This is a genomic window from Kitasatospora sp. NPDC006697 (assembly GCF_042869935.1).
In the GTDB taxonomy this organism is placed as follows: domain Bacteria; phylum Actinomycetota; class Actinomycetes; order Streptomycetales; family Streptomycetaceae; genus Kitasatospora.
Genome location: NZ_JBIAGU010000020.1, coordinates 77105 through 97757 on the forward strand (window position 1 = coordinate 77105; position 20653 = coordinate 97757).

Sequence of the window (20653 nt, forward strand, 5' to 3'; positions counted from 1 at the left end):
GCCGAACGGGGCCGTCCACGGTGGACGGCCCCGTTCCCGGTGCGAGGTGCGAGGTGCGGCTGCTCAGGCGGCGACGGCCTTGGCCCGCTCGGTCTCCAGTCGCAGGTCGAGCTGCGCGTAGTCCTGGTTGGCCAGCTCGATGGCCTCCTCCCGGCCCATCACGGTGGGCAGTTCGAAGATCTCCACGATCCTGTCCAGCCGCTCGGGGAAGCTGCCGCCGACCACGTGCACCGGGACCGCCAGCTCGTCCAGGGTGACCAGCAGCATCTCGTCGATGGTGGTGCGGAAGGCCTCGTTCATCGGGCGGTGGCCGTCGTCGGTGATCGGCAGCTCGTGGCGCAGGTGCACGAAGGCGGTGTAGGTCTCCTTGACGTGCTGCTTGAAGGCCTGGCCGAACTGCTCGACCACCTCGGCGAAGAAGGCCATCTCGGCGCTGGTCGGCACGGCGGCCTGCGGCTCCAGGTGGGCGGTGGCGTTGGGGTTCATACCGTGCTTGACCCGGGCCAGGCCGTACAGCCACTCCTGCAGCGAGGAGCCGTCGGAGAGGAAGTCGTCGCCGAGCAGCGCCTCGTGGACGGCGCGGCCGATGTGGCGGCGCATCATCAGCTGCAGGAACTCGGCGGGGGTGACCTCGGCGAGGGTCTTGCCGGGCAGGGCGTGCGGCATGATCTCGCGGATCGCCTTGGCCAGGGTGCGCGGCATCCCGGTGTAGTGCGAGAGCGCCATCACGGTGCGGGTCTTGCCGGAGGAGTAGGTACCGGAGACTGCGAGCTTCATCGGGCTTCTTCCGTCAGCGGCCGTCGCGGCCGGGCGTGGTCGGGGTCTTCGGGGCGCGGGACGCGGGGCGTCAGGCGGTGGCGCGGGCGGCGGCCTCGGGCGGCAGCTCGTGGGCGAAGGTGGTGGCCAGGGTGACCCCGCCGCAGGCGGCGCGGATCCGCACCTGCCGCCAGACCTTGCCGCGCAGCGGCACCAGGGTCTTCTCGGCGATCTCCGCCGTGGTGGCCAAGTCCCGTCCGGTCCATGGGCGTTCCGGCTCGGCGGCGTCCAGCACGGTGCGCACCATCCAGAGCGTGTTGCTGTCCTGGCGGCGCACCGCGTCCATCTCGTACATCATGATCTGCGCCAGCTGGAGGTTGACCACGAAGCAGTCGATCACCGAGAGGAGGGGCTGGTGGGCGCCGTCGATGCCGTCCGCCGGGGGCGCGCCGCCGTCGGTGGTGGCGATCCGGACGGTGGCGCCGGAGCGCAGCTGCGCCAGGTCCACCCGGACGTCGCGGATCTCGTGGCGCTGCCGCTTGAAGCCGTCGCCGTAGTAGCGGGTGCCGGCCGGGCCGAGCACCTCGTCCAGGGTGGCGAACCGGGCGGGCCCGGCCGCGGCGGCGCCGAGCGGGGCGTGGTCGATCTCGTAGCGGGCGGTCATGGCGCCGACGGCGGCGTCGTAGACCGAGACCTGCCGGCCGTCCGCCTCCCGGACCTCCAGCGGCTTCGCGGTGGCGGGCAGCCCGGTCAGGTCCTCCTGCGGCACGTTGCCGGCCCGCAGCGTGACCTTGCGCAGCCAGGCCGCGCGGCGCGCCCGGCCGGCCAGGCCGCGGGCCTGCACCAAGTGGGCCTCGCTCAACTGCAGCCCCAGCACCAGCATGTCGACGGTGCTCAGGTGCGGCCGCAGGTCCACGCCGGCCGACTTGCGCGACCAGTCGGCGGGGTAGCCGATGCTGAGCGAGGCCAGGCTGCCGGCCTGCGGGTCGACGGTGACGCCGTCGAAGGCGTACTCGGCGCGCCGGTAACCGCCGCCGAAGAACCGGCCCTCGCCGGGGCCCAGGTAGTCGTCGATGGAGTCGAAGCGCAGCTCGGTCGCGGTCCCGGTCACGCGGCGCCCGCCTCGCCGGCGGTGACCGGCTCGCCGAACCGCACCACGGCGGTCTCGTAGGCGGTGACCAGGTCGTTGGCGGTGCGGATGTCGGCGACCGAGGCCACCTCGCGGGCGAACGGGTCCACCCCGACCTCGGCCTCCAGCGAGATGATCAGCCGGGCCAGCAGCAGGGAGTTGAAGGCCAGTTCGTGCAGCTGCTCGGTGCCGTCGACGGTGACGACCTCGTCGGTCTCCTCCAGCAGCAGGATGCGGATGCGTGCGAGTACCACGGAACGGACTTCGGACTGGTTCAGCATGTGATTCCTCCGTCTACGACGATGGTCTGGCCGGTGATGAAGGACGCGTTCGGGGAGCAGAGGTAGAGGGCGGCGTCGGCGATCTCGGTCACGCTCGCCAGCCGGCCGAGCGGGGTGCGGCGGGTGATCCGCTCGCGGTTGCGGTCGGTGACCTCCTCGGTCATCTCCGAGTCGAAGAAGCCGGGCACCAGCGAGTTGACCCGGATGCCGAACGGGCCCAACTCCCGTGCCAGGCTGCGGCTGAAGCCGTCCAGCCCGGCCTTGGCGGCGGAGTAGACGGCCACCCCGCGGTAGCCGCGCACGGCGTTGATCGAGGAGATGTTGACGATCGCCCCGCCCTTGGTGCCGATCATCACCCGGGCGCAGGCCTGGGCCAGGGTGATCGGTGCCAGCAGGTTGGCGCTGAGCAGCAGGTCGATCCGCTTGGGCGAGGTGGTCAGCAGCAGTTCCTGGTGGAGCACGCCGGCGTTGTTGACCAGCAGGTCGATCCGGCCGAACCGCTCGGCGGCGGCGGTCACGAAGGCCCGCAGGGTGTCGGGTTCGTGCAGGTCGGCGGACTGCCACCAGAGGTCGTGGCCGGCCCGCTCGGCGAGCGCGTCCAGCGCGGCGGTGCGGGTGCGGCTGAAGGTGGCGACCCGGTAGCCCTCGTCCAACAGCCGCTCGACCAGGACCGCGCCCAGTCCCCGGCTACCGCCGCTCACCACGGCGACGGGGGCGGTCACCGGGCGCTCCGGATCTTCTTGAACCGGTCGGAGTGCAGGTCGGCCTCGGCGATCTCGACCACCACCGGCACCTTGTAGGGCTCCAGCTTCTCCCGGCAGTGCCGGCGCACCCGCAGCCGGACCTGGTCGGCGTCCTCCTCGGCGGCCAGCCGCAGGGTCGCCTTGACCACCATGCCGGTGACCGGGCTGGCCAGTCCGGAGACCGTCGCCTCGGCCACGTTGTCGACCTGGAGCAGCACGTTCTCGACCTCGGTCGGGTAGACCTTCTCGCCGCCCACGTTGATGATCTCCGAGCGGCGCCCGAGGATCCGCAGGTACTCGCCGTCGGTCTCCACCACGTCCTGGGTGTTGAAGTAGCCCTCCTCGTCGAACGGCGCCGGGGCGTTGAGGTAGCCGAGCATCGCCATCTCGGAGCGGACCCAGAGCACGCTGTCCACGATCTTGTAGTCGAAGCCGGCGCCGCCGAGCTTCACCCAGAGGGTGTCGTCGCTCTTCGAGCGGGTGGGAAGGATGCCGAGTTCGGAGAGGCCGTAGGTCTGCTTGAACCGCACCTCGGGCAGCTCCTGCTTGAGCCGCTGCAGGGTGCCCAGCGGCATCGGCTCGGTGCCGTAGGTGATCAGCCTCAGCGTGTCGGTCGGGAAGCGCTCCAGCACCCCGGAGATCAGCACCATGTTGAGGAAGGTCGGGGTGGTCGGCAGCACCTCCACCCGGTGCCGGGCGACGGCCGCGAAGACGCTCTCCGGGGAGCGGTCGGCGACGGTGACGATGGTGCCGCCCTGGCTGAAGGTGTGCAGCAGGGTGTTGATCCCGCCGATGTGGTCCAGGTTGAGGAAGGAGAGCAGCCGCTGCGGGCGGCGCGGCTCCCCGTAGCGGGCCAGCGCCTTCTCGAAGTCCAGCACCGAGGCCTTGCTCCGCCCCGAGGTGCCGGAGCTGAACAGCACCAGCCCGGCCCGGCCGGCCTCGCGCAGCCGCTGGTAGAGCTCGTGCCCGGCGGTGCGGCCGGTGCGGGTGAGCGTGCGGCCGCCGCTGCCGTCCACGGCGATGGTGGTCTCCGCCTCGCAGACCTCCAGGAACTCGGTGCGCTTGGCCGCCGGCAGCGGGGTGAGCGGCACGGCCAGCACGCCGCGCTCGATCAGCGCCAGCAGTCCGGCGCACATCTCGAAGGAGGAGACGCCCTCCAGGGTGACCACGTCACCGGCCCGGACGCCCTGCCCGTCGAGGAACTCCCGCCACTCCCCCACCGCGTGGAGGAGGTCCCGGTAGCTGCTCGCCTTGTTGCCGTAGACGACCGCGTCGGAGTCCGCGAATCGCTCGAACCGGTCCAGGAATGGGTGGCTCACGAAGCTCTCCCGTCGTTGGCGCGGCAGTCGGTCCCCCCGCATGGGGCACGTTCGGTGCGACCCGCCGTGCGGTTCGCCGACCGCCAACGACGCTACGCGCGTCCGCGATCAGGGACGCTGCCGAACCGGGGTGCGACTGCTGCTACGCCCATGGGGGTAGCCGGTCGGGTATGCCTGATGAGGCGCCGTCAGAGGCGTGCGGCGGAGCGGATGCGGTGCATCTGATCCGAGGTCAGGGCGGGGTTGGCGGCGGCCGCGACGACGACGGCGGGCTCGGGGGGGGGCGAGCAGCGCGGGAGTTCAGGGACGTTCGGGGCGAGCGGGCGGACGCCCGGGTCCGCGCTCCCCTGGCGCCGCCCGCTGTCCGACGCGAACCGTCGGACGGCCCTCAGTCCAGCAGCGCCAGCAACTTCCCTTCGGCCGCCGGGTCCAGGCCCTCCGCACCGGGCGCCGGCCCGCCGCGCGCGGTGTCCCAGGCGAGGGTGTCCGCCAGCGTCTCGGCCAGCGGGCGCAGGCTCAGCCCGGCGGCCAGAGCCCGGGAGACGTCCACCCGGTTGATGGCCGCGCAGTCGGGGTCGGCGATCCACATCGGCACGCCCATCCACGGATCGGCACCGGCCGCCAGCAGGCGCTCGGCGGGCACCCAGACCGGCTCGGCGGCCGGGTTCAACTCATGGCAGGCGGCGAAGAGTTCGCCGATCGGCAGGGTGCGCCCGGTGACGTTGTGGACGCCGCCGCGCTGCCGGGTGACGCAGTCCAGCAGCCAGCGCGCCAGGTCGCGGACGTCGATGAACTGCGCGGCGTCGGCCGGGTCGCCGGGCAGCAGCACCCGGCCGCCGCGCATGAACCGGCGCGGCCAGTAGGCGAAGCGGTCGGTCGGGTCGTGCGGGCCGACGATCATGCCGGGCCGGGCGATGCTCGCCCGCTCGCCGAAGGCCTCCCGGACGATCCGCTCGCACGCCGCCTTGCGGGCGCCGTACTGCTGGTGCTCGGGCAAGTCGTCGGCGAGCTGCAGCAGTTCGCCGTCCTCGTCCTGCACGGTGGCCTGGTCGGCGAAGACCGACAGGGTGGAGACGAAGACGTACCGCCCCACCCGCCCGGCCAGCGCGGCCACCGAGCGGCCCACCACCTCGGGGTGGTAGCCGGCCACGTCGATCACGGCGTCCCACTGCCGCCCCGCGGCGAGCGCCGCGAGGTCGGCGGCGGACTCGCGGTCGCCGAGCACGGTCTCGGCCCCGGGGAAGAGTCCGGGTGCCGTGCGCCCGCGGTTGAACAGCGTCACCCGGTGCCCGTCGGCCAGCGCGGCCTCGACGACGGTACGGCCCAGGAAGCGCGTACCGCCCAGCACCAGGAGGGTCTTGCTCTGCATCTCGTTGTACTCCGGAGTCGTGAAGCGGTCCGGGCCCGCTGGCGGCGGAAGCCGGCTCAGTCGGCGGCCCGGTTCGGGACGTGACGGAACTCGGTCCGGGCAGCCATAACCCTCACCCTCTCGGTGGTCGCGCGGTGGCGTTCGTGCGTCGGCGAACCTAGCAGAGAACGATCACCGGAGGCGAGACCCGCGTCGCGCCGGCTCCGCGCCGGGCGCAGCGGCGCGGGGCGGTCGAAGCCAACGCAACTGGCTTCGACCGCCCCGCGCACGGACCTTACGCCATGTGCCGCCCCCGGCTCAGCGCACCAGGGCGATCTCGCGCTCCAGGCGGCTCAGTTTCTCCGGGTTGCGGACCACGTAGAGGCCGGTGATCAGGCCGTTCTCGATCCGCAGGGTGATCACGGTGTCGGGCCTGCCGTCCACCCTCAGCACCAGCGCCGGGCGCCCGTTGACCTGGGCGGGCTCGGGGGCGGGCCGGGCGGCCAGGTTGCAGAGCAGTTCGGCGACCGGGGTGGCGCCGACCACCGGGGCGAGCGCGGCCCGGACCACGCCGCCGCCGTCGGTGAGCAGCACGGCCTCCGGCGAGAGCAGGCCCAGCAGCGCGGTGCGGTCGCCGGCGGCGACGGCGGCGCGGAAGGCGTCGACGGTGCGGCGGCTCTCGGCCACCGAGGCGACGCCGCGCGGGCGGCGCTCGGCGACCCGGTTGCGGGCCCGGTAGGCGATCTGACGGACCGTGGAGGGCGTGCGGTCGACGGCGGCGCCGATGTCCGTGTACTCCATGCCGAAGACCTCGCGCAGCACGAAGACCACCCGCTCGGTCGGGTTGAGCGACTGCAGCACCAGCAGCATGGCCATCGAGACGCTGTCGGCGAGCTCCACGTCCTCCGCCAGGCCCGGCCCGGTGAGCAGCGGTTCGGGCAGCCAGGGCCCGACGTAGGCCTCCTTGCTCGGCGCCAGGCTGCGCAGCTTGGCCAGCGCCTGCCGGGTGGCGAGGCGGACCAGGTAGGCGCGCTGGTCGCGGATGGCGGTGAGGCCGGAGTCCACCCAGCGCAGCCAGGTCTCCTGCAGCACCTCCTCGGCGTCGCCGGCCGAGCCCAGCAGTTCGTAGACGATGGTGAAGAGCAGGTTCCGGTGCGTGGTGAACGCCTTGGTGGCCGTCTCCGTGACCTGCTCGGTGATCTGTTCGGTGATCTGTTCGGTGATCTGTTCGGTAGTCATCTGGTCCCCCGTTCAAGCCTGGTTGGCTTCACTGAGGTGATGCCGCAGCGGCCGTCCGCGTTACGGACGGGCGGTGTGATCCGCGTCACCTGCGGTGCGCGCCGCGCGGCCGGGCGGGGGCGCCGGCGCCCGGGGCGGGGAGGAAGAGCCGGGCCGTCTCGCGGCCCAGGCTGACGCCGATGGCCAGCGCCATCGCGATCGCCGAGGCCCGTCCCAGGCCGCGCACGCCGGTCTCGGGCAGCCGGCGGACGAAGGCCCAGAGGGCGAAGTAGAGCACCGAGCCGGGCAGCAGCGGGCCCAGCGCGGCCGTGACGTACGGCAGCGCGGAGGTGCCCAGCCGACGGGCCATCAGCTGCCCGGACAGGCCCACCAGGCAGGCCGCGAAGCCGGTGGCGACGATCGGCCCGACCCCGGCCTTGGCCAGCACCCCGTAACTGGCCCAGCCGGCGGTGCTGTTCAGCAGCACGGCGGGCAGCGTGACCGGTTCGGTGTTCAGGCAGATCGCGAAGGCCAGCGTGAGCAGCACCGCCGCGGCCAGCTGCAGCGGCGGGTTCGGCACGCAGGCGGGCACGTCCCGGGCGGCCAGGTCGGCGCCGTTGCGCACGCCGATGTAGAGCACGGTGACCACGCCGACCACCACGCCGGTCGTCAGGTACAGCGTCTCCAGCAGCCGGGCGGTGGCGGTGAGGTAGAAGCCGGCCAGGCCGTCCTGCGCCGCGGCCACCAGCGACCAGCCGGGCAGCAGCGCGTACAGCCCGCCGGTGATCACCACCGAGCCGCGCAGCTGCAGCCCGTTGAAGGAGAGCAGGATTCCGCAGAGCGCGGCGGGGGTGGCGGCCAGCACGTACCGGTAGAACTCGGGCAGGTCGTGACGGACCACCAGCCTGGCGAGGCGGTCCCCCGCCAGCGCGGCGACCACGGCGCTCGCGAAGACCAGCCAGGCCCGTTCGTCGGCCCGGCCGCCGACCAGCAGGGTGGCGGCCCCGGCCATCAGCCCGCAGGCCAGGAGGAGCAGCCAGCCCGGGTAGCAGCGGGCCCGCCGGTAGACGGCGGAGACCCGCCGGTGCGCGTCGGCGACCTCGATCCCGCCCGCCGCGATCTCGGTGACCAGCCGGAAGAGCGCGGCCAGCCGGGCGTAGTCGCCGGCCGGGCGGCGCACCGAGCACGCGGCGGTCAGCGGCGGCGCGGTCGGGCCGGCCCGGTAGGAGATCGCCACCCGGGTGAAGGTGACGTGCGGATCGCAGGGGTGCACTTGGTAGGCCCGGGCGACGGCCAGCATCGCGGCCTCCACGTCCTCCGCGGCCTCACCGCCGGCCAGCAGCAACTCGCCGACCATCAGCGCCAGTTCCAGCACGGGGGCGGCCTCCGCCGCGGTCGGCCGGCCGGCTCCGCGGGGCCGCTCGCTCATCGGGGTGCGCAGCAGCGGCAGCATCCGGTCCGGCCAGGCGGCCTCCGGGGCGGGCGGACCGGGCCGCACCTCCCCCGGCCCGGTGGACCCGCCGCCGCGCTGGCGCGGCACGCCCCGCTGCCCGCCCGGGCGGGCCGTGCGCCGCCGGAAGCCGGTCCTGCCCCACCGCCGATCGTGCTTCGGCATCACCACTCACTCCCTGCCGCTCACCCCCACAGCCGCTCCGTGTACCCACGCGACTACCCGTTGTGCACCACCGGTGAACGCTCCGTCCCCGAATCGGCCACACCCGGCGGAGTGCAGCACCCCGTGCGCGCCCGGCGGTGCCGGGCGCATCGATCGGACGGCGGGGGTGAGCCGCCCCGGAGGTGGGCATCCTTCCGGCATGGGGGCTGCCGTCTGGATCACCATCGCCGTGCTCGTGGTCGTCTGCGCACTGCCGCTGGTGCTCGAACTGCTGGCCGGCGGGCCGGCCACGGAGGCCTCCCGGCGGCGGCTGCGCCGGACCGCCGTGCTGCTGCTGGTGGTGGTGGCGGGGGTGCTGGCCTTCACCGTCTACGAGCTCGGCCACACGGTCGCCGCCTGCTCGGCCCGCCACGACTGCCCGCCCGACAACAGTCCGTGACGGCCCGTCGGCCGCCGGCCGGTCTGCGCCAGGATGGTATCCGTCCGATCACCGAGCCGCAGTCAGCCGGCTGACGCCCCGAAAGGCGGAACCCTCATGAAGCGCGTCCTCTTCGACGAGGAGCACCAGGCGTACCGGGAGAGCGTCCGGACCTTCCTGGAGCGGGAGGTGGTGCCGCACTACCCGGACTGGGAACGGGACGGGATCGTGCCGCGCTCGCTCTTCACCGGTCTCGGCGAGCTGGGCGCGCTCGGCATCGCGGTGCCGGAGGAGTTCGGCGGCTCCGGCATCTGCGACTTCCGCTACAACGTGGTGGTGCTGGAGGAGGCGGCCCGGGCGGCCGTGACCCCGGCGCTGCTCGGGCCGACCCTGCACACCGACGTCTGCATGCCGTACTTCCTGGACGAGACCACCGAGGAGCAGAAGGCCCGCTGGCTGCCGGGGATCGCCTCCGGCGAGCTGATCACGGCGGTGGCGATGACCGAGCCCGGCACCGGCTCGGACCTCTCCGGCATCCGCACCAAGGCCGTGCCGGACGGCGACCACTACGTGCTCGACGGCGCGAAGACCTTCATCACCAACGGCATCAACGCCGACCTGGTGATCGCCGCCGTGCGCACCGGCGAACACCCGCACCGCGGGCTGAGCCTGATCGTGGTGGAGCGCGGCACGCCCGGCTTCGAGCGCGGCCGCAAGCTGGAGAAGGTCGGCCTGCACGCCCAGGACACCGCCGAGCTGGTCTTCGACGGCGCCCGGGTGCCGGCCGCCAACCTGCTGGGCAAGGAGGGCGAGGGCTTCTACGGCCTGACCCGCAACCTGGCCCAGGAGCGGATGTCGGTGGCGGTCGCGGGCCTGGCGCAGGCGACCGCCGCCTTCGACTGGACGGTGGCCTACGTGCGCGAGCGCAACGCCTTCGGCAAGCCGATCGGCTCGCTGCAGGTGACGCGGCACCGGATGGCCGAGCTGGCCACCGAGCTCGACGTGGCCCAGCAGTACCTGGACCGCTGCGTGCAGGCGCTGAACGAGGGCGGGCTGACGCCGGTGGACGCGGCGAAGGCGAAGTGGTGGTGCACCGAGCTGCAGGGCCGGGTGGTCGACGCCTGCGTCCAACTGCACGGCGGCTACGGCTACATGCTGGAATACCCGATCGCCAGGGCCTGGCAGGACAGCCGGGTCAGCCGGATCTACGCCGGCACCACCGAGATCATGAAGGAGATCATCGGCCGGTCGCTGGAACTGGGCTGACCGCTCGGCGCCACGGCCGGGCGGGAACTGCCCGGCCGGGCGCCGCTGCCCCGCTCAGCGGCGCTGCCCGGCTGAGCGGCGCTGCCCGGCTCAGCGGCGCTGCCCGGCTCAGCGGCGCTCGGCCGTGATGCCGAGCAGCACGATGTCGGCGATCGCGAGCAGCTCCGCGTGCAACTCCCCCGCCGGAACCTCACGCTCCTGGCACCAGCGGTAGAGCGTGCCGAGGTAGCCGTCCCGCAGCAGGTTGCCGACCCGGTGCGGCTGCACGCCGTCCGGCGCCTCGCCCCGGTCCCGGGCGGCCGCGACCACCTCGGCGAAGATCTCCCCGGCGTACGGCTCCTCGATGATCGGCCGGCCGGCCTTCACCCAGGCGGTGAGCATGGCGCGGGTCACCTCCGGCTCGGCCTCGTTGATACCCGCCAGCACGCCCATGCAGCGCTCCAGGGTGGTGCGCAGGTCGGCCTCGCCGCCGGCCCCGACGGCGGCCAGCCCCTCGCGCAGCTTGGCGCGGCGGAGCTCGCCCCAGGTGGTGATCAGGTCCTCCTTGCGCTGGAAGTAGTTGAAGAAGGTGCCGCGGGCCACGTCGGCGGCCTCGGCGATCTCGTCGATCGAGGTCTGCTCGTAACCCTTCTCGGTGAACAGCCGCATGGCGGAGACGAAGAGCCGGCCGCGGACCCGGAGCTTGTTGCGCTCCCGGCGTCCCAGGGCGGTGCCGGCCTCGGCTTCGTCGATCATCTGTGGGCTCCTTGGGCGGCGGCAGCGTGCAGCGTGCGGGGGCGGGTCGGGGTCGGGGTCGGGGTCGGAGTCGGGGCGGGTGCGGATCGTCCGAGTACCGCCCAAATAGATGTATCAGCCCTCAAGATTGGATGCCAGTTCACCCACCGGTACTTGACGAAAGGTTGAACCACCATGCCATCAGATTTCCTGGCGTGAACATCTCACAAATGAGGGCGTACCCGGGGCCGCATCGGGACAGGGATCTGAACCGGCGTCACCCAACGACCGAACCGGAGGTTCCCGTGCGCCGGAAACTGCTCGTCCCCGCCGTCACCGCGGCCGCTCTGCTGCTCGCCGTCCCCGCCTCCGCCGCCACCCCCACCCCGGGCGCGCCGAGCGCCGGCGACCCCTACTACCCCACCTACGGGGACGGCGGCTACCGGGTCACCCACTACGACCTGCGGCTGAAGTACCAGCCCGCCACGGACCGGCTGGAGGGCACCGCCACCCTGCTCGCCACCGCCACCCAGGACCTCTCCAGCTTCGACCTGGACCTCGCGCTCACCGTCGACCAGGTGCTGGTCAACGGGCACCCGGCGAAGTTCGCCGTGGCGGGCGTGCAGAAGCTGGCGGTCACGCCCGACGCGCCGCTGGCCAAGGGCAGCCGGGCGACCATCGTGGTGCGCTACTCGGGCGTGCCGTCCACCGTCTCCACCTACGGGTTCGACGCCTGGCAGCGCACCCCCGACGGCGCGGTGATCGCGGACGAGCCGGAGGCCGCCTGGTGGTGGTTCCCCAGCAACGACCACCCCTCGGACAAGGCCACCTTCGACGTCTCCGTGCTGGTCCCCGACGGCACCCAGGCGATCAGCAACGGCGCGCTGACCTCGCAGAGCTCCAAGCTCGGCTGGACCCGCTGGAACTGGCGCCAGGACCAGCCGCAGGCCACCTACCTGGCCACCCTGGCGATCGGCAAGTTCGACCTGAGCACCACCACCAGCGCCGGCGGCGTCCCGGTGCTCACCGCCTACAGCACCTCGCTCGGCGCCAACGCCGACTCGGCCCGGGCCAGCGTCGAGCGCACCGGCGAGCTGGTGGACTGGCTCAGCACCTACTTCGGCCCCTACCCGTTCGCCACGGCCGGCGGCTACGTGCCCGACGTCCCCACCCACTACGCCGTGGAGACCCAGACCCGGCCGTTCTACAGCCCCGCCCAGTTCGCCAACGGCGCCAACCCCTCGGTGGTGGTGCACGAGCTGGCCCACCAGTGGTACGGCGACAGCGTCTCGCTGGAGCGCTGGAGCGACATCTGGCTCAACGAGGGCTTCGCCACCTACGCCCAGTGGCTCTGGTCCGAGTACCAGGACGAGGGCACCACCCAGCAGTTGGCCGACTGGGTCTACACCTCGCACCCGGCCGGCGACGCCTTCTGGGACGTCAAGCCCGGCGACCCGGGCGCGGCCGACCAGTTCGACGGCGCCGTCTACGACCGCGGCGCGCTCGCCATCCAGGTGCTCCGCGACACCATCGGCGACCGGGACTTCTTCGCCCTGCTCAAGGCCTGGCCGGCCGAGCACCGCTACGGCAACGGCACCATCGCCCAGTTCCAGGCGCTGGCCGAGCGGATCTCCGGCAAGAAGCTGGGCGGCCTCTTCCACACCTGGCTCTACACCAGCGGCCGGCCCGCCCTGCCCGCCACCGCCGCCGCGCGGGTGGCGACGGCTCCCGTCCAGCCGCTCTCCTGGGCGCAGATCAAGGCGGCGCAGCGGCACTGACAAGCGGTCCGGCCCCCTCGGCAACCGCCGAGAGGGCCGGAAACGGCGACCTCGCCCAGTCCTGACTCAGTCCTGCGCGCCGCTCAGCTGGGCGGCGGTGACGGCCGGCTCCTGGTTCCGGACCGGCCGGGTCACCTGCTTGGCCACGCAGGCCGGGACCCCGGAGTCACCGCCCTCGGCGGCGGCCCGCCGGTAGGCGCTCGGCGAGACGCCCAGCAGCTCGGTGAACCGGGTGCTGAAGGTGCCCAGCGACTGGCACCCCACGGCGAAGCAGATCTCGGTGACGCTCAGGTCCCCGCGCCGCAGCAGCGCCGCCGCGCGCTCGATCCGCCTGGTCATCAGGTAGGAGTACGGCGACTCGCCGTAGGCCTGCCGGAACTGGCGGCTCAGGTGCCCCGCGGACATGTTCACCCCGCGGGCCAGCGCCTCCACGTTCAGCGGCTCGGCGTACTCCCGGTCGATCCGGTCCCGCACCCGGCGCAACCGCGCCAGGTCACTCAGCCGCGCCTGGTCGCCCGCGATCTGCGCGGGGGTGTGGACACAGGTCATCGACGGGTGGCACATCGGGCAGCTCCTTGTCATGGATCCATGGTGGGCCATCGGCCCGCGAAAGGGTCAGCGCAGTTCCTGGATCCGCACCAGATTGCCCGCCGGGTCGCGGAACGCGCAGTCCCGCACCCCGTACGGCTGCTCGGTGGGCTCCTGCACGACCTCGGTGTCGCCCGCCTGCACCTTCTCGAAGACGCCGTCCAGGTCCCGGGTGGCCAGCAGGATCCACCCGTAGGTGCCCTTCGCCATCATCTCCAGGACGGTCCGCCGCTCCTCCTCGGTGATGCCCGGGTCGATCGCCGGCGGCGCCAGCAGGATCGAGGTGTCGGGCTGCCCGACCGGCCCGACCGTGATCCAGCGCATCCGGCCCTGGCCCACGTCCTTGCGCACCTCGAAGCCGAGCACGTCCCGGTAGAAGGCGAGCGAGGCCTCGGCGTCCTCGTGCGGGAGGGAACTGGTGTGAATGGTGATGTCCATACCCACCAGGCTAGGGACCGGGCGGCGGTCCGCGCTTCTCGAATCCTGATCGATCCCGATCCGCGCCGGGCCGGCTGACGGCGGGTCAGGCCTTCACCGTCGCGGCGCCCACCGGACCTCCCGCTCTCCGGGTCCTTGTCGGGCCGGCCCTCGGCCGGGGCGGGCACGGCTCCGCCGGGCGCCGGGGATCGCACCCGGAGGGGCCACGCTCAGCGTTCCGGGAACCGGTGGTGCTCCACCAGCCGGGAGAAGGCTCGCCAGAACTCGGTGCCGGCCCGTTCACCGGGCTCCGCGACGGCGACGCCGGCGACCCGCGCCGGCGCCGCGGGCGTGCACCACGCGTTCCGGGATCCGCTCGTGGTCGAAGCGGGTGAGCTTCTCGCGCAGCTGGAAGTCCTGCAGCAGGGTGGGGCCGCGGGTCCCCTCCGGGCGGCTGCCCGGGTCCGAATGCGACAAACGGGGGTGGCGGGCCGGTCCGCCGGATAGGAGCCGGCGGAGTGGGCAGGAGCCGGGGGTGACCACGACAGCCGAGGAGGTGAGGGAGATGGCCGGGACCACGCTGGTGAAGCGCCCGACCGCGCCGCGCCCGCGGCCTCCGCTCGACCTGCGGACGCCCTCGGGCCGCCCGCTGCCCTACTGACGACCCGAGGTGCTGGAAATGGGCCTGCCCTTGCCCGCCGGAAGCGTCCTGCTCCGGCTGTCCGCCGGACCGCCCGAGGCGGTCGCGGCGGTGTTCGACGCGCTGGAGCGGGTCTTCCCCTCGCACACCGGGCGCGGCCGCAGCCTCGCGGGCAACGCCTGGGAGGACCCGCCGGTGCTCACCACGGAGCACCGGTGGACGGTCGCCGACGGCGACGCACCGGGCGACGCGCCGGCGGTGACCTGGTCCCAGGCGTTCGACACCCTGGGCAGCCGGCTGCCCGCATCACCGCTGGACCTGGACGCCGCCGTCACCGTGAGCGTCCTTGGCACGCCGGAGGACGTGGAGCGGCTGCTCCACGTCCTCGCCGAGCTGGTCACCGCCGAGGAGCGGGGCCGCGAGGAGGCCGGGCCGCTGGTGGAGGTGCGGCTGCGGCTGCGGCTCGCCGGGGCCGGTGCGGCCTAGGGGCGGTGTCACTCCTGCGCCATAGGCTCACCTCGACCGCTCGCAGACCCGGAGCACTCGCCGAAGGTGGACCACATGGCCAAAGTCCGCGTGCACAACTTCCAGATCTCCCTAGACGGTTACAGCGCAGGCGAAACGATCGCGCTCGACGCGCCCATCGGGGGCGCCGAGCGGTTGTTCGCACACTTCGACGGGCGGTTCATCCACGGCGTGGACGCCGTGGATGAACCGATCACCCTCGATCGCGCTCTCACCAGCACCTGGGGGCAGGGGATCGGAGCCGAGATCATGGGCCGGGGCAAGTTCGGTCCGCAGACCGGCGAGTGGACCGACGACGACTGGCGGGGCTGGTGGGGCGACGAACCCCCGTTCCACACGCCCGTGGTGGTGCTCACCCATCATCGGCGCGACCCCATCACGTTCGCCAACGGCACCAGCTTCCACTTCCTCGACGCCACGCCCGAGGACGCCCTCGCGCACGCCCGGAGCCTTGCCAAGGGCGGGGACATCCGCATCGGCGGCGGCCCCTCGACGGTCCGGCAGTTCTTGGCCGCCGACCTCGTCGACTTCATGCACCTGGTCACCGTGCCCATCGTCCTCGGCACCGGGGTGTCGATGTGGGACGGGCTCGCCGAGGTCCAGGACCGCTTCACGGTCGAGTCGGCGACCTCGGCGAGCGGCCTCACGCACCACTTCTGGAACCGGAACCGCGCCACCACATTGCCCGGCTGAGCGGTCTCCGCGTCCCGCGTCCTAGTGCGCCCGGACGGCCGCCCGGGCGAACTGCTCGACCAGGGCGGCGTCGAAGGCCCGCAGGTCGTCCGGCTTGCGGCTGGAGACCAGGGTGTTCGGGCCCTCCTCGCAGATCTGCACCTCGCGGTCCACCCAGGTGGCCCCCGCGTTGGCCAGGTCCGTCTTCAGACTCGGCCAGGAGGTCAGGGTGCGCCCGCGCACCACGTCGGCCTCGATCAGCGTCCACGGCCCGTGGCAGATCACCGCCACCGGTTTGCCCGCGTCGAAGAAGCTCCGGACGAACTCCACCGCGATGAGCTCGGTGCGCAGGTGGTCCGGGTTGGCGACGCCGCCGGGCAGCACCAGCGCGTCGAAGTCGCTGACCAGGACGTCGCCCACCACCGCGTCGACCGGGAACTCGTCGCCGCGGTCGAGGTGGTGGAAGGCCTGGATCCGCCCGGGCCGGGTGGAGACCAGCCGGGCGGTACCGCCCGCGGACTCCACCGCCTGCCAGGGCGAGGTCAGCTCCTCCTGCTCGGCGCCCTCCGGCGCGACCAGGAAGGCGATGGTCCTCCCGTCGAGCTCGTTCATGTCCTCACCTCCGTAGCTCAGTTCCGGCCCGTTCCCGGGCCGGCCGGGCCTCAGCCCGGCGTGATCCGCCCGCGCCAGCCCGCCGGCGCGGTGCCGTGGTGCTCGATGTACTCCTTGAAGCGCCTCAGGTCGCCCCGGATCCGCCGGTCGACGACCCCGAGCGCGTCCCCGGCCTTCTCGGCCATGCCGCCGGGCTCGAACTCCATGGTCAGCGAGACCTTGGTGCTGGTCCCGTCCAGCGGCTGGAAGGAGACCATGCCGCGCTGTTCGGCCTCGCCGTCCAGGGTGCGCCAGACGATCCGGTCGTCCGGCCGCTGGTCCACGATCTCGGTGTCGAACTCGCGCGTCACGCCCGCGATGCTGGTCTTCCAGTGGTTGTGCCGGTCGTCGGTCTGCGTCACCTCCTCGACTCCCTCCATGAAGCGGGGGAAGGACTCGAACTGGGTCCACTGGTCGTAGCAGGTGGTCAGCGGCGCGTCGACCTCGACGGTTTCCACGATCTTGCTCATGTCACCCTCCTCGATGACTGGCTCCTCGATGACTGGTCACCCTTGGTCAGCGGCTGTCCGCAGCGGCCGAAGGTAAACCCCGCTCTCCCGGCCATCGGCCGTGTGCACCGCCCCCGACCGCGGCGGGCGCCAACCGGACGGGCGGCCACCGGTTCGCCGGGCGCCTGACGGGTAGGCGCGCCGGCGGATTTCAGGAGGCCCGTCATGACCGCCCTGCCCGACCTGCCCGCACTGCCCGACCAGTGGCTGCTCACCCTGCGGTCCGAGGGCGGCCTGCTCGCGCTCCTGAACAGCGCCTTCCTCGTCACGTCCTCTCCCCGGTCGGGCGTGTCCACTGACCGTTCGTCCGGGAATCGCTACGGTGGGTCGCAATCCGCCGGAAAGGACCTGTCGTGAGCCTGGTGAACATCACGGCGCTGCGGGAGCTGCTGGACGAGCTCGACGGCTCGGACGGGTCCGGGCCGACAGCCTCCGGCTCGCGGGTCTCGGACCTGCTGTACGCGCTCTGCATCTCGACCGGCGAGCCGGATCCGGACGAGGCGGTCGCCCGCGCCCGCCACCTGGTGGCAGCGGCCGGGAACGCGCGCTCCCCTGCGGCGCAGACGGCCGGCGGGCCGGGGCCGACCGACGGGCAGATCGACCGCCTGCTGGCCGAACTGTCCCGGCGGACCGACGGCCTGCTCCACCACCGCACTCTCGACGAGGTGGTCCGGCTGACCCCCTCGCTGATCCCCTCCTGCGTCACCGCCGGCGCGGTCCGCTGGACGGACGGCGGCGAGTTCCAACTGCTCGCCGGCCTGCTGCCGGCCCAAGCCGAACTGGACCGGGCCCAGTTGGCCGGCGCCCAGGGCCCCCTGCTGGACGCCCGGGCCAGGCCAGGCGAGCCGGTCGCGGCCGCCTTCGGCTCCTTCGGCACCTGCCCGGGCCTGGCCGCCCCCGGCCAGCGGTTCGGGGTGCGCAGCGGCCTGGCGGTGATGCTGCCGGCCCGGGCGCCCGATCAGCACACCGCGTTCAGCGTCTACTTCGACGCTCCCGGCCCGCCCGACGGCACCGTGCGCCGGCTCTGCACGATCCAGGCGCTCCGTGCCGAACTGGCCCTGGAGAACGCCGCGCTGGTCGGTGAACTCGCCGCACTGCTCGACCAGCGCGGGGAGATCGGCCGGGCGGTCGGCATCGTGATGGAGCGCCACGGGCTCGGCTCGCAGGCGGCCTTCGACCTGCTCGGCCGGACCGCGCACTTCCTGGGCAGCTCCGTACCGGCGATCGCCGCGCAACTTGTCGGCGGCACCGGCTGACGGAGCGTCAGTCCATTCTGCCGAGTTCTGGTTCGCCGCCTGCTGGGTGCTGCTGCCGGTCCGGCCGCTGCGCCGGCACAACGGCCACCACCCCTCGGGTGGCCGCTGCGAGCACCGGCGCTGAACGTCCGGCTCAAGGAACGTGCGGTGCGACTCAAGCCGGACGGCCGGGTCCGGGACCCGGCCCCCTCACCAGCGGTACCACCGCCCTCGGCCCCCGCCACTGGACGCCCCGCGGAACACGAACCCGAGCAACCACAGCACCAGCACCGCCAGTGCGAACCACCACAGGATGTGGACCGCGAAGCCGGCCCCGCCCAGGATCAACGCCAACAACAGCACAAGGATCAAAAGAAGCATGTGACCAACCTCCTCGAACCCCGCGTCTGCCCGACGCAGCTCAGCGCAATCACCCGGAGTGTCCGCTACGGGTGTCCGCGCGTCGACCCCGGTCGCCACGGCGAAGGCCTCGGCCGGCGGGCGCCGCGCGGGCGGGCCGTCGCCGGTCCCGGGCCGGTGGCCCCGTCCCCATGCTGCCCGTACTGCCCGTGCTCCTCGTACTGACATGACTGCGAAACTCCCGGCACCGGCACGTTTCGCGGCACCTCGTCCGGACAGACGCAGCACTGAACGCGATCGCACCCCATCGAAGGGAGCCGGCCATGGGCACCGCGGACAAGATGCGCAACGCCGCCGAGAAGGCGAGCGGCAAGACCAAGGAGGCCGCCGGGCGGGCCACGGGCGATCGGAAGACCGAGGTCAAGGGCCGCGCCGAGGAGATGAAGAGCGACCTGAAGCAGGCCGCGGAGAAGGTCAAGGACGCGGGCAAGCACTGAGCTCCCGCCCGCCGGGCGGCCGGGGTTACCCCGGCCGCCCGGCCGCGCCCGGGTCTCGGTCCGGCCCCACGGGTCAGCCGCGACCACCACGGGGACTGTGCGCACCGGAACCCCCGGTGCCCCGACCAGGAGGTGCAGGACGATGAATGTGGCCGACTACCTCTTGCACCGGCTGCGGGAGTGGGACGTCGAGTACGTCTTCGCCTACCCGGGCGACGGGATCAACGGCCTGCTCGCCGCCTGGGGCCGGGCCGGGGACCGGCCCCGGTTCATCCAGGCCCGGCACGAGGAGATGTGCGCCTTCGAGGCCGTGGGCTACGCGAAGTTCTCGGGCCGCACCGCGGTCTGCGCCGCGACCTCCGGGCCCGGCGCGATCCACCTGCTGAACGGGCTGTACGACGCCAAGCTGGACCACGTGCCGGTGGTGGCGATCGTCGGGCAGACCGACCGCAGCGCGATGGGCGGGTCCTACCAGCAGGAGGTGGACCTGATGTCGCTGTACAAGGACGTCGCCGCCGAGTTCTGCGAGATGGTGACCGTCCCCGCACAGCTGCCCAACGTGCTGGACCGCGCGCTGCGGATCGCCACCGCCCGGCGCACCGTGACCGCGGTGATCCTCCCGGCGGACGTCCAGGAGCTGGACTACGAGCCCCCCGCACACGCCTTCAAGCAGGTGCCGTCCAGCCTCGGGACCGCCCGGTCCGTGCCGGTGCCGGACGCGGCGGAGCTGGCCAGGGCCGCCGAGGTGCTCAACTCCGGCCAGCGCCCGGCGATGCTGATCGGCCAGGGGGCGCGAAACGCCCAGCCGGAGGTCCGGCAGGTGGCCGATCTGCTCGGCGCGGGCGTCGCCAAGGCGCTGCTCGGCAAGGACGCGCTGCCGGACACACTGCCCTACGTGACCGGATCGATCGGGCTGCTCGGCACCCGGCCCTCGTTCGAGCTGATGCGGGACTGCGACACCCTGCTGGTGGTCGGCTCCAGCTTCCCCTACACCCAGTTCCTGCCCGAGTTCGAGCAGGCCCGGGCGGTGCAGATCGACATCGATCCGGCCATGGTCGGGCTGCGCTACCCGTTCGAGGTGAACCTGGTGGGCGACTCGGCCGAGACGCTGCGCCGGCTGATCCCGCTGCTGGAGCGCCGCAAGCGTGGCGAGAACGACTGGCGCGAGGTCGTGGAGGAGGACACCGCCCGCTGGTGGCAGGTCATGCGGCGCCGCGCCGAGCTCACCGCGGATCCGGTCAACCCGGAGTACGTGGTCCACGCCCTCGACGAGCTGCTGCCCGACGACGTCATGATCGCCGCGGACTCCGGCTCGGCCGCCAACTGGTACGCCCGCCACCTGCGGTTCCGCGGCTCCATGCGCGGCTCGCTCTCCGGCACGCTCGCGACCATGGGCCCCGGTGTGCCGTACGTGATCGGCGCCAAGTTCGCGCACCCGGACCGGCCGGCGATCGCGATCGTCGGCGACGGCGCCATGCAGATGAACGGCATGGCCGAGCTGATCACCGCCGCGAAGTACTACCGGGAGTGGGCGGATCCGCGACTGGTGGTGGCCGTCCTGAACAACCAGGACCTCAACCAGGTGACCTGGGAGATGCGCGCCATGCAGGGCGCCCCGCAGTTCGAGCCCTCGCAGCGACTGCCCGACGTGCCGTACGCCGAGATCGCCGCCGCCTTCGGCCTGGACGGCACCCGGGTGGAGCGGCCCGAGGACGTGGTGCCCGCCTGGAGGGCGGCGCTGGCCGCCGACCGGCCGTGCGTGATCGACTTCCGCACCGACCCGGCCGTGCCGCCGATCCCGCCGCACTCCACCTGGGAGCAGATCAAGTCCACGGCCTCCGCGGTGCTGCGCGGCGACAGCGACGGCGCCGCGGTGGTCCGCCAGGGCATGAAGGCGAAGGCGCAGGAGTTCATTCCGGGCGGCGGGAGCTGACCGATGCGCGACAGCGAGACCCGCTTTCGACGCGGGCGGCC

At 73.0% G+C, this 20653-nt stretch carries 24 protein-coding genes and 1 pseudogene; 10 read left to right on the forward strand and 15 right to left on the reverse strand.

All coding sequences use genetic code 11. The features are described from left to right. Positions 1–63: 63 nt before the first annotated feature. From ACFYNO_RS25895 to ACFYNO_RS25930, 8 genes are all read right to left on the reverse strand, one after another. Positions 64–777, reverse strand: a complete 714-nt coding sequence (locus ACFYNO_RS25895) for an AAA family ATPase (protein WP_388017067.1) — start codon at positions 775–777, stop codon at positions 64–66. Positions 778–847: 70 nt separating this feature from the next. Beyond that, positions 848–1867: an AvrD family protein gene (locus tag ACFYNO_RS25900; RefSeq protein WP_388017070.1), complete on the reverse strand. Its 1020-nt coding sequence runs from the start codon at positions 1865–1867 to the stop codon at positions 848–850. Beyond that, on the reverse strand, positions 1864–2166 hold the full coding sequence (locus ACFYNO_RS25905; RefSeq protein WP_388017073.1) for an acyl carrier protein: 303 nt from the start codon (positions 2164–2166) through the stop codon (positions 1864–1866). Before ACFYNO_RS25905 ends, ACFYNO_RS25900 begins: the two co-directional genes overlap by 4 nt. Further along, entirely contained in the window at positions 2160–2888 is a 729-nt protein-coding gene (locus ACFYNO_RS25910) for an SDR family NAD(P)-dependent oxidoreductase (RefSeq protein WP_388017076.1), read from the reverse strand. Before ACFYNO_RS25910 ends, ACFYNO_RS25905 begins: the two co-directional genes overlap by 7 nt. Next, positions 2885–4228: a class I adenylate-forming enzyme family protein gene (locus tag ACFYNO_RS25915; protein WP_388017079.1), complete on the reverse strand. Its 1344-nt coding sequence runs from the start codon at positions 4226–4228 to the stop codon at positions 2885–2887. Before ACFYNO_RS25915 ends, ACFYNO_RS25910 begins: the two co-directional genes overlap by 4 nt. Positions 4229–4616: 388 nt before the next feature. Next, complete coding sequence (locus ACFYNO_RS25920; RefSeq protein ID WP_388017082.1) at positions 4617–5597, reverse strand: NAD-dependent epimerase/dehydratase family protein; 981 nt, start codon at positions 5595–5597, stop codon at positions 4617–4619. A 297-nt stretch (positions 5598–5894) separates the two neighbouring features. Further along, entirely contained in the window at positions 5895–6815 is a 921-nt protein-coding gene (gene sigJ / locus ACFYNO_RS25925; protein ID WP_388017085.1) for an RNA polymerase sigma factor SigJ, read from the reverse strand. A gap of 85 nt (positions 6816–6900) precedes the next feature. Then, positions 6901–8409: a threonine/serine exporter ThrE family protein gene (locus ACFYNO_RS25930; RefSeq protein ID WP_388017088.1), complete on the reverse strand. Its 1509-nt coding sequence runs from the start codon at positions 8407–8409 to the stop codon at positions 6901–6903. 199 nt (positions 8410–8608) lie between these two features. On the opposite strand from ACFYNO_RS25930, the gene ACFYNO_RS25935 reads away from it, so the two are divergent. Both ACFYNO_RS25935 and ACFYNO_RS25940 read left to right on the forward strand, forming a co-directional pair. Next, positions 8609–8848 carry a hypothetical protein gene (locus ACFYNO_RS25935; RefSeq protein WP_388017091.1) on the forward strand — a complete coding sequence of 80 codons (240 nt, stop codon included), beginning with the start codon at positions 8609–8611 and terminating at the stop codon, positions 8846–8848. 96 nt (positions 8849–8944) lie between these two features. Next, positions 8945–10093 (forward strand): acyl-CoA dehydrogenase family protein, encoded by a 1149-nt coding sequence (locus tag ACFYNO_RS25940; RefSeq protein ID WP_388017094.1) that lies wholly within the window; start codon positions 8945–8947, stop codon positions 10091–10093. 108 nt (positions 10094–10201) lie between these two features. Here ACFYNO_RS25940 and ACFYNO_RS25945 read toward each other — a convergent pair whose 3' ends face one another. Continuing rightward, positions 10202–10828, reverse strand: a complete 627-nt coding sequence (locus ACFYNO_RS25945) for a TetR/AcrR family transcriptional regulator (RefSeq protein WP_388017097.1) — start codon at positions 10826–10828, stop codon at positions 10202–10204. A 284-nt stretch (positions 10829–11112) separates the two neighbouring features. Here ACFYNO_RS25945 and ACFYNO_RS25950 point away from each other — a divergent pair, with 284 nt between their 5' ends. Continuing rightward, positions 11113–12585 carry a M1 family metallopeptidase gene (locus ACFYNO_RS25950; protein WP_388017100.1) on the forward strand — a complete coding sequence of 491 codons (1473 nt, stop codon included), beginning with the start codon at positions 11113–11115 and terminating at the stop codon, positions 12583–12585. Positions 12586–12651: 66 nt separating this feature from the next. On the opposite strand, the gene ACFYNO_RS25955 is transcribed toward ACFYNO_RS25950, so the two are convergent. The 3 genes and pseudogenes from ACFYNO_RS25955 to ACFYNO_RS25965 all read right to left on the reverse strand — a co-directional run. Beyond that, positions 12652–13149: a helix-turn-helix transcriptional regulator gene (locus ACFYNO_RS25955; RefSeq protein WP_388017309.1), complete on the reverse strand. Its 498-nt coding sequence runs from the start codon at positions 13147–13149 to the stop codon at positions 12652–12654. A 51-nt stretch (positions 13150–13200) separates the two neighbouring features. Further along, a complete protein-coding gene (locus ACFYNO_RS25960; RefSeq protein WP_388017103.1) occupies positions 13201–13611 on the reverse strand; it encodes a VOC family protein in 411 nt (136 codons plus the stop codon). A 312-nt stretch (positions 13612–13923) separates the two neighbouring features. Further along, positions 13924–14133 (reverse strand): annotated as a pseudogene (locus ACFYNO_RS25965) (catalase); the annotation flags it as partial. Between ACFYNO_RS25965 and ACFYNO_RS25970 the strand changes: the two are divergent. The 3 genes from ACFYNO_RS25970 to ACFYNO_RS25980 all read left to right on the forward strand — a co-directional run bounded on the left by ACFYNO_RS25970 (position 14126) and on the right by ACFYNO_RS25980 (position 15448). Further along, on the forward strand, positions 14126–14251 hold the full coding sequence (locus ACFYNO_RS25970) for a hypothetical protein (RefSeq protein ID WP_388017106.1): 126 nt from the start codon (positions 14126–14128) through the stop codon (positions 14249–14251). The pseudogene ACFYNO_RS25965 and the gene ACFYNO_RS25970 overlap by 8 nt on opposite strands. Before the next feature lie 18 nt (positions 14252–14269). Continuing rightward, positions 14270–14716, forward strand: a complete 447-nt coding sequence (locus tag ACFYNO_RS25975; RefSeq protein ID WP_388017109.1) for a hypothetical protein — start codon at positions 14270–14272, stop codon at positions 14714–14716. A gap of 75 nt (positions 14717–14791) precedes the next feature. Continuing rightward, the gene (locus ACFYNO_RS25980; protein WP_388017112.1) at positions 14792–15448 is read left to right on the forward strand and encodes a dihydrofolate reductase family protein; all 657 of its coding nucleotides are present in this window, start codon (positions 14792–14794) and stop codon (positions 15446–15448) included. 21 nt (positions 15449–15469) lie between these two features. On the opposite strand, the gene ACFYNO_RS25985 is transcribed toward ACFYNO_RS25980, so the two are convergent. Both ACFYNO_RS25985 and ACFYNO_RS25990 read right to left on the reverse strand, forming a co-directional pair. Continuing rightward, on the reverse strand, positions 15470–16039 hold the full coding sequence (locus ACFYNO_RS25985; protein WP_388017115.1) for a type 1 glutamine amidotransferase domain-containing protein: 570 nt from the start codon (positions 16037–16039) through the stop codon (positions 15470–15472). Positions 16040–16089: 50 nt separating this feature from the next. Further along, a complete protein-coding gene (locus ACFYNO_RS25990; RefSeq protein WP_388017118.1) occupies positions 16090–16548 on the reverse strand; it encodes an SRPBCC family protein in 459 nt (152 codons plus the stop codon). A gap of 204 nt (positions 16549–16752) precedes the next feature. On the opposite strand from ACFYNO_RS25990, the gene ACFYNO_RS25995 reads away from it, so the two are divergent. Further along, positions 16753–16944, forward strand: a complete 192-nt coding sequence (locus tag ACFYNO_RS25995) for a hypothetical protein (protein WP_388017121.1) — start codon at positions 16753–16755, stop codon at positions 16942–16944. Beyond that, positions 16941–17843, forward strand: a complete 903-nt coding sequence (locus tag ACFYNO_RS26000; RefSeq protein WP_388017124.1) for an ANTAR domain-containing protein — start codon at positions 16941–16943, stop codon at positions 17841–17843. The genes ACFYNO_RS25995 and ACFYNO_RS26000 overlap by 4 nt, the downstream gene beginning before the upstream one ends. Before the next feature lie 189 nt (positions 17844–18032). On the opposite strand, the gene ACFYNO_RS26005 is transcribed toward ACFYNO_RS26000, so the two are convergent. Then, entirely contained in the window at positions 18033–18203 is a 171-nt protein-coding gene (locus tag ACFYNO_RS26005; RefSeq protein ID WP_388017127.1) for a hydrophobic protein, read from the reverse strand. Positions 18204–18505: 302 nt separating this feature from the next. On the opposite strand from ACFYNO_RS26005, the gene ACFYNO_RS26010 reads away from it, so the two are divergent. Both ACFYNO_RS26010 and ACFYNO_RS26015 read left to right on the forward strand, forming a co-directional pair. Then, a complete protein-coding gene (locus tag ACFYNO_RS26010) occupies positions 18506–18679 on the forward strand; it encodes a CsbD family protein (protein ID WP_388017130.1) in 174 nt (57 codons plus the stop codon). Positions 18680–18821: 142 nt separating this feature from the next. Beyond that, positions 18822–20612: a thiamine pyrophosphate-requiring protein gene (locus ACFYNO_RS26015; protein ID WP_388017133.1), complete on the forward strand. Its 1791-nt coding sequence runs from the start codon at positions 18822–18824 to the stop codon at positions 20610–20612. The last annotated feature ends 41 nt before the right edge of the window (positions 20613–20653 follow it).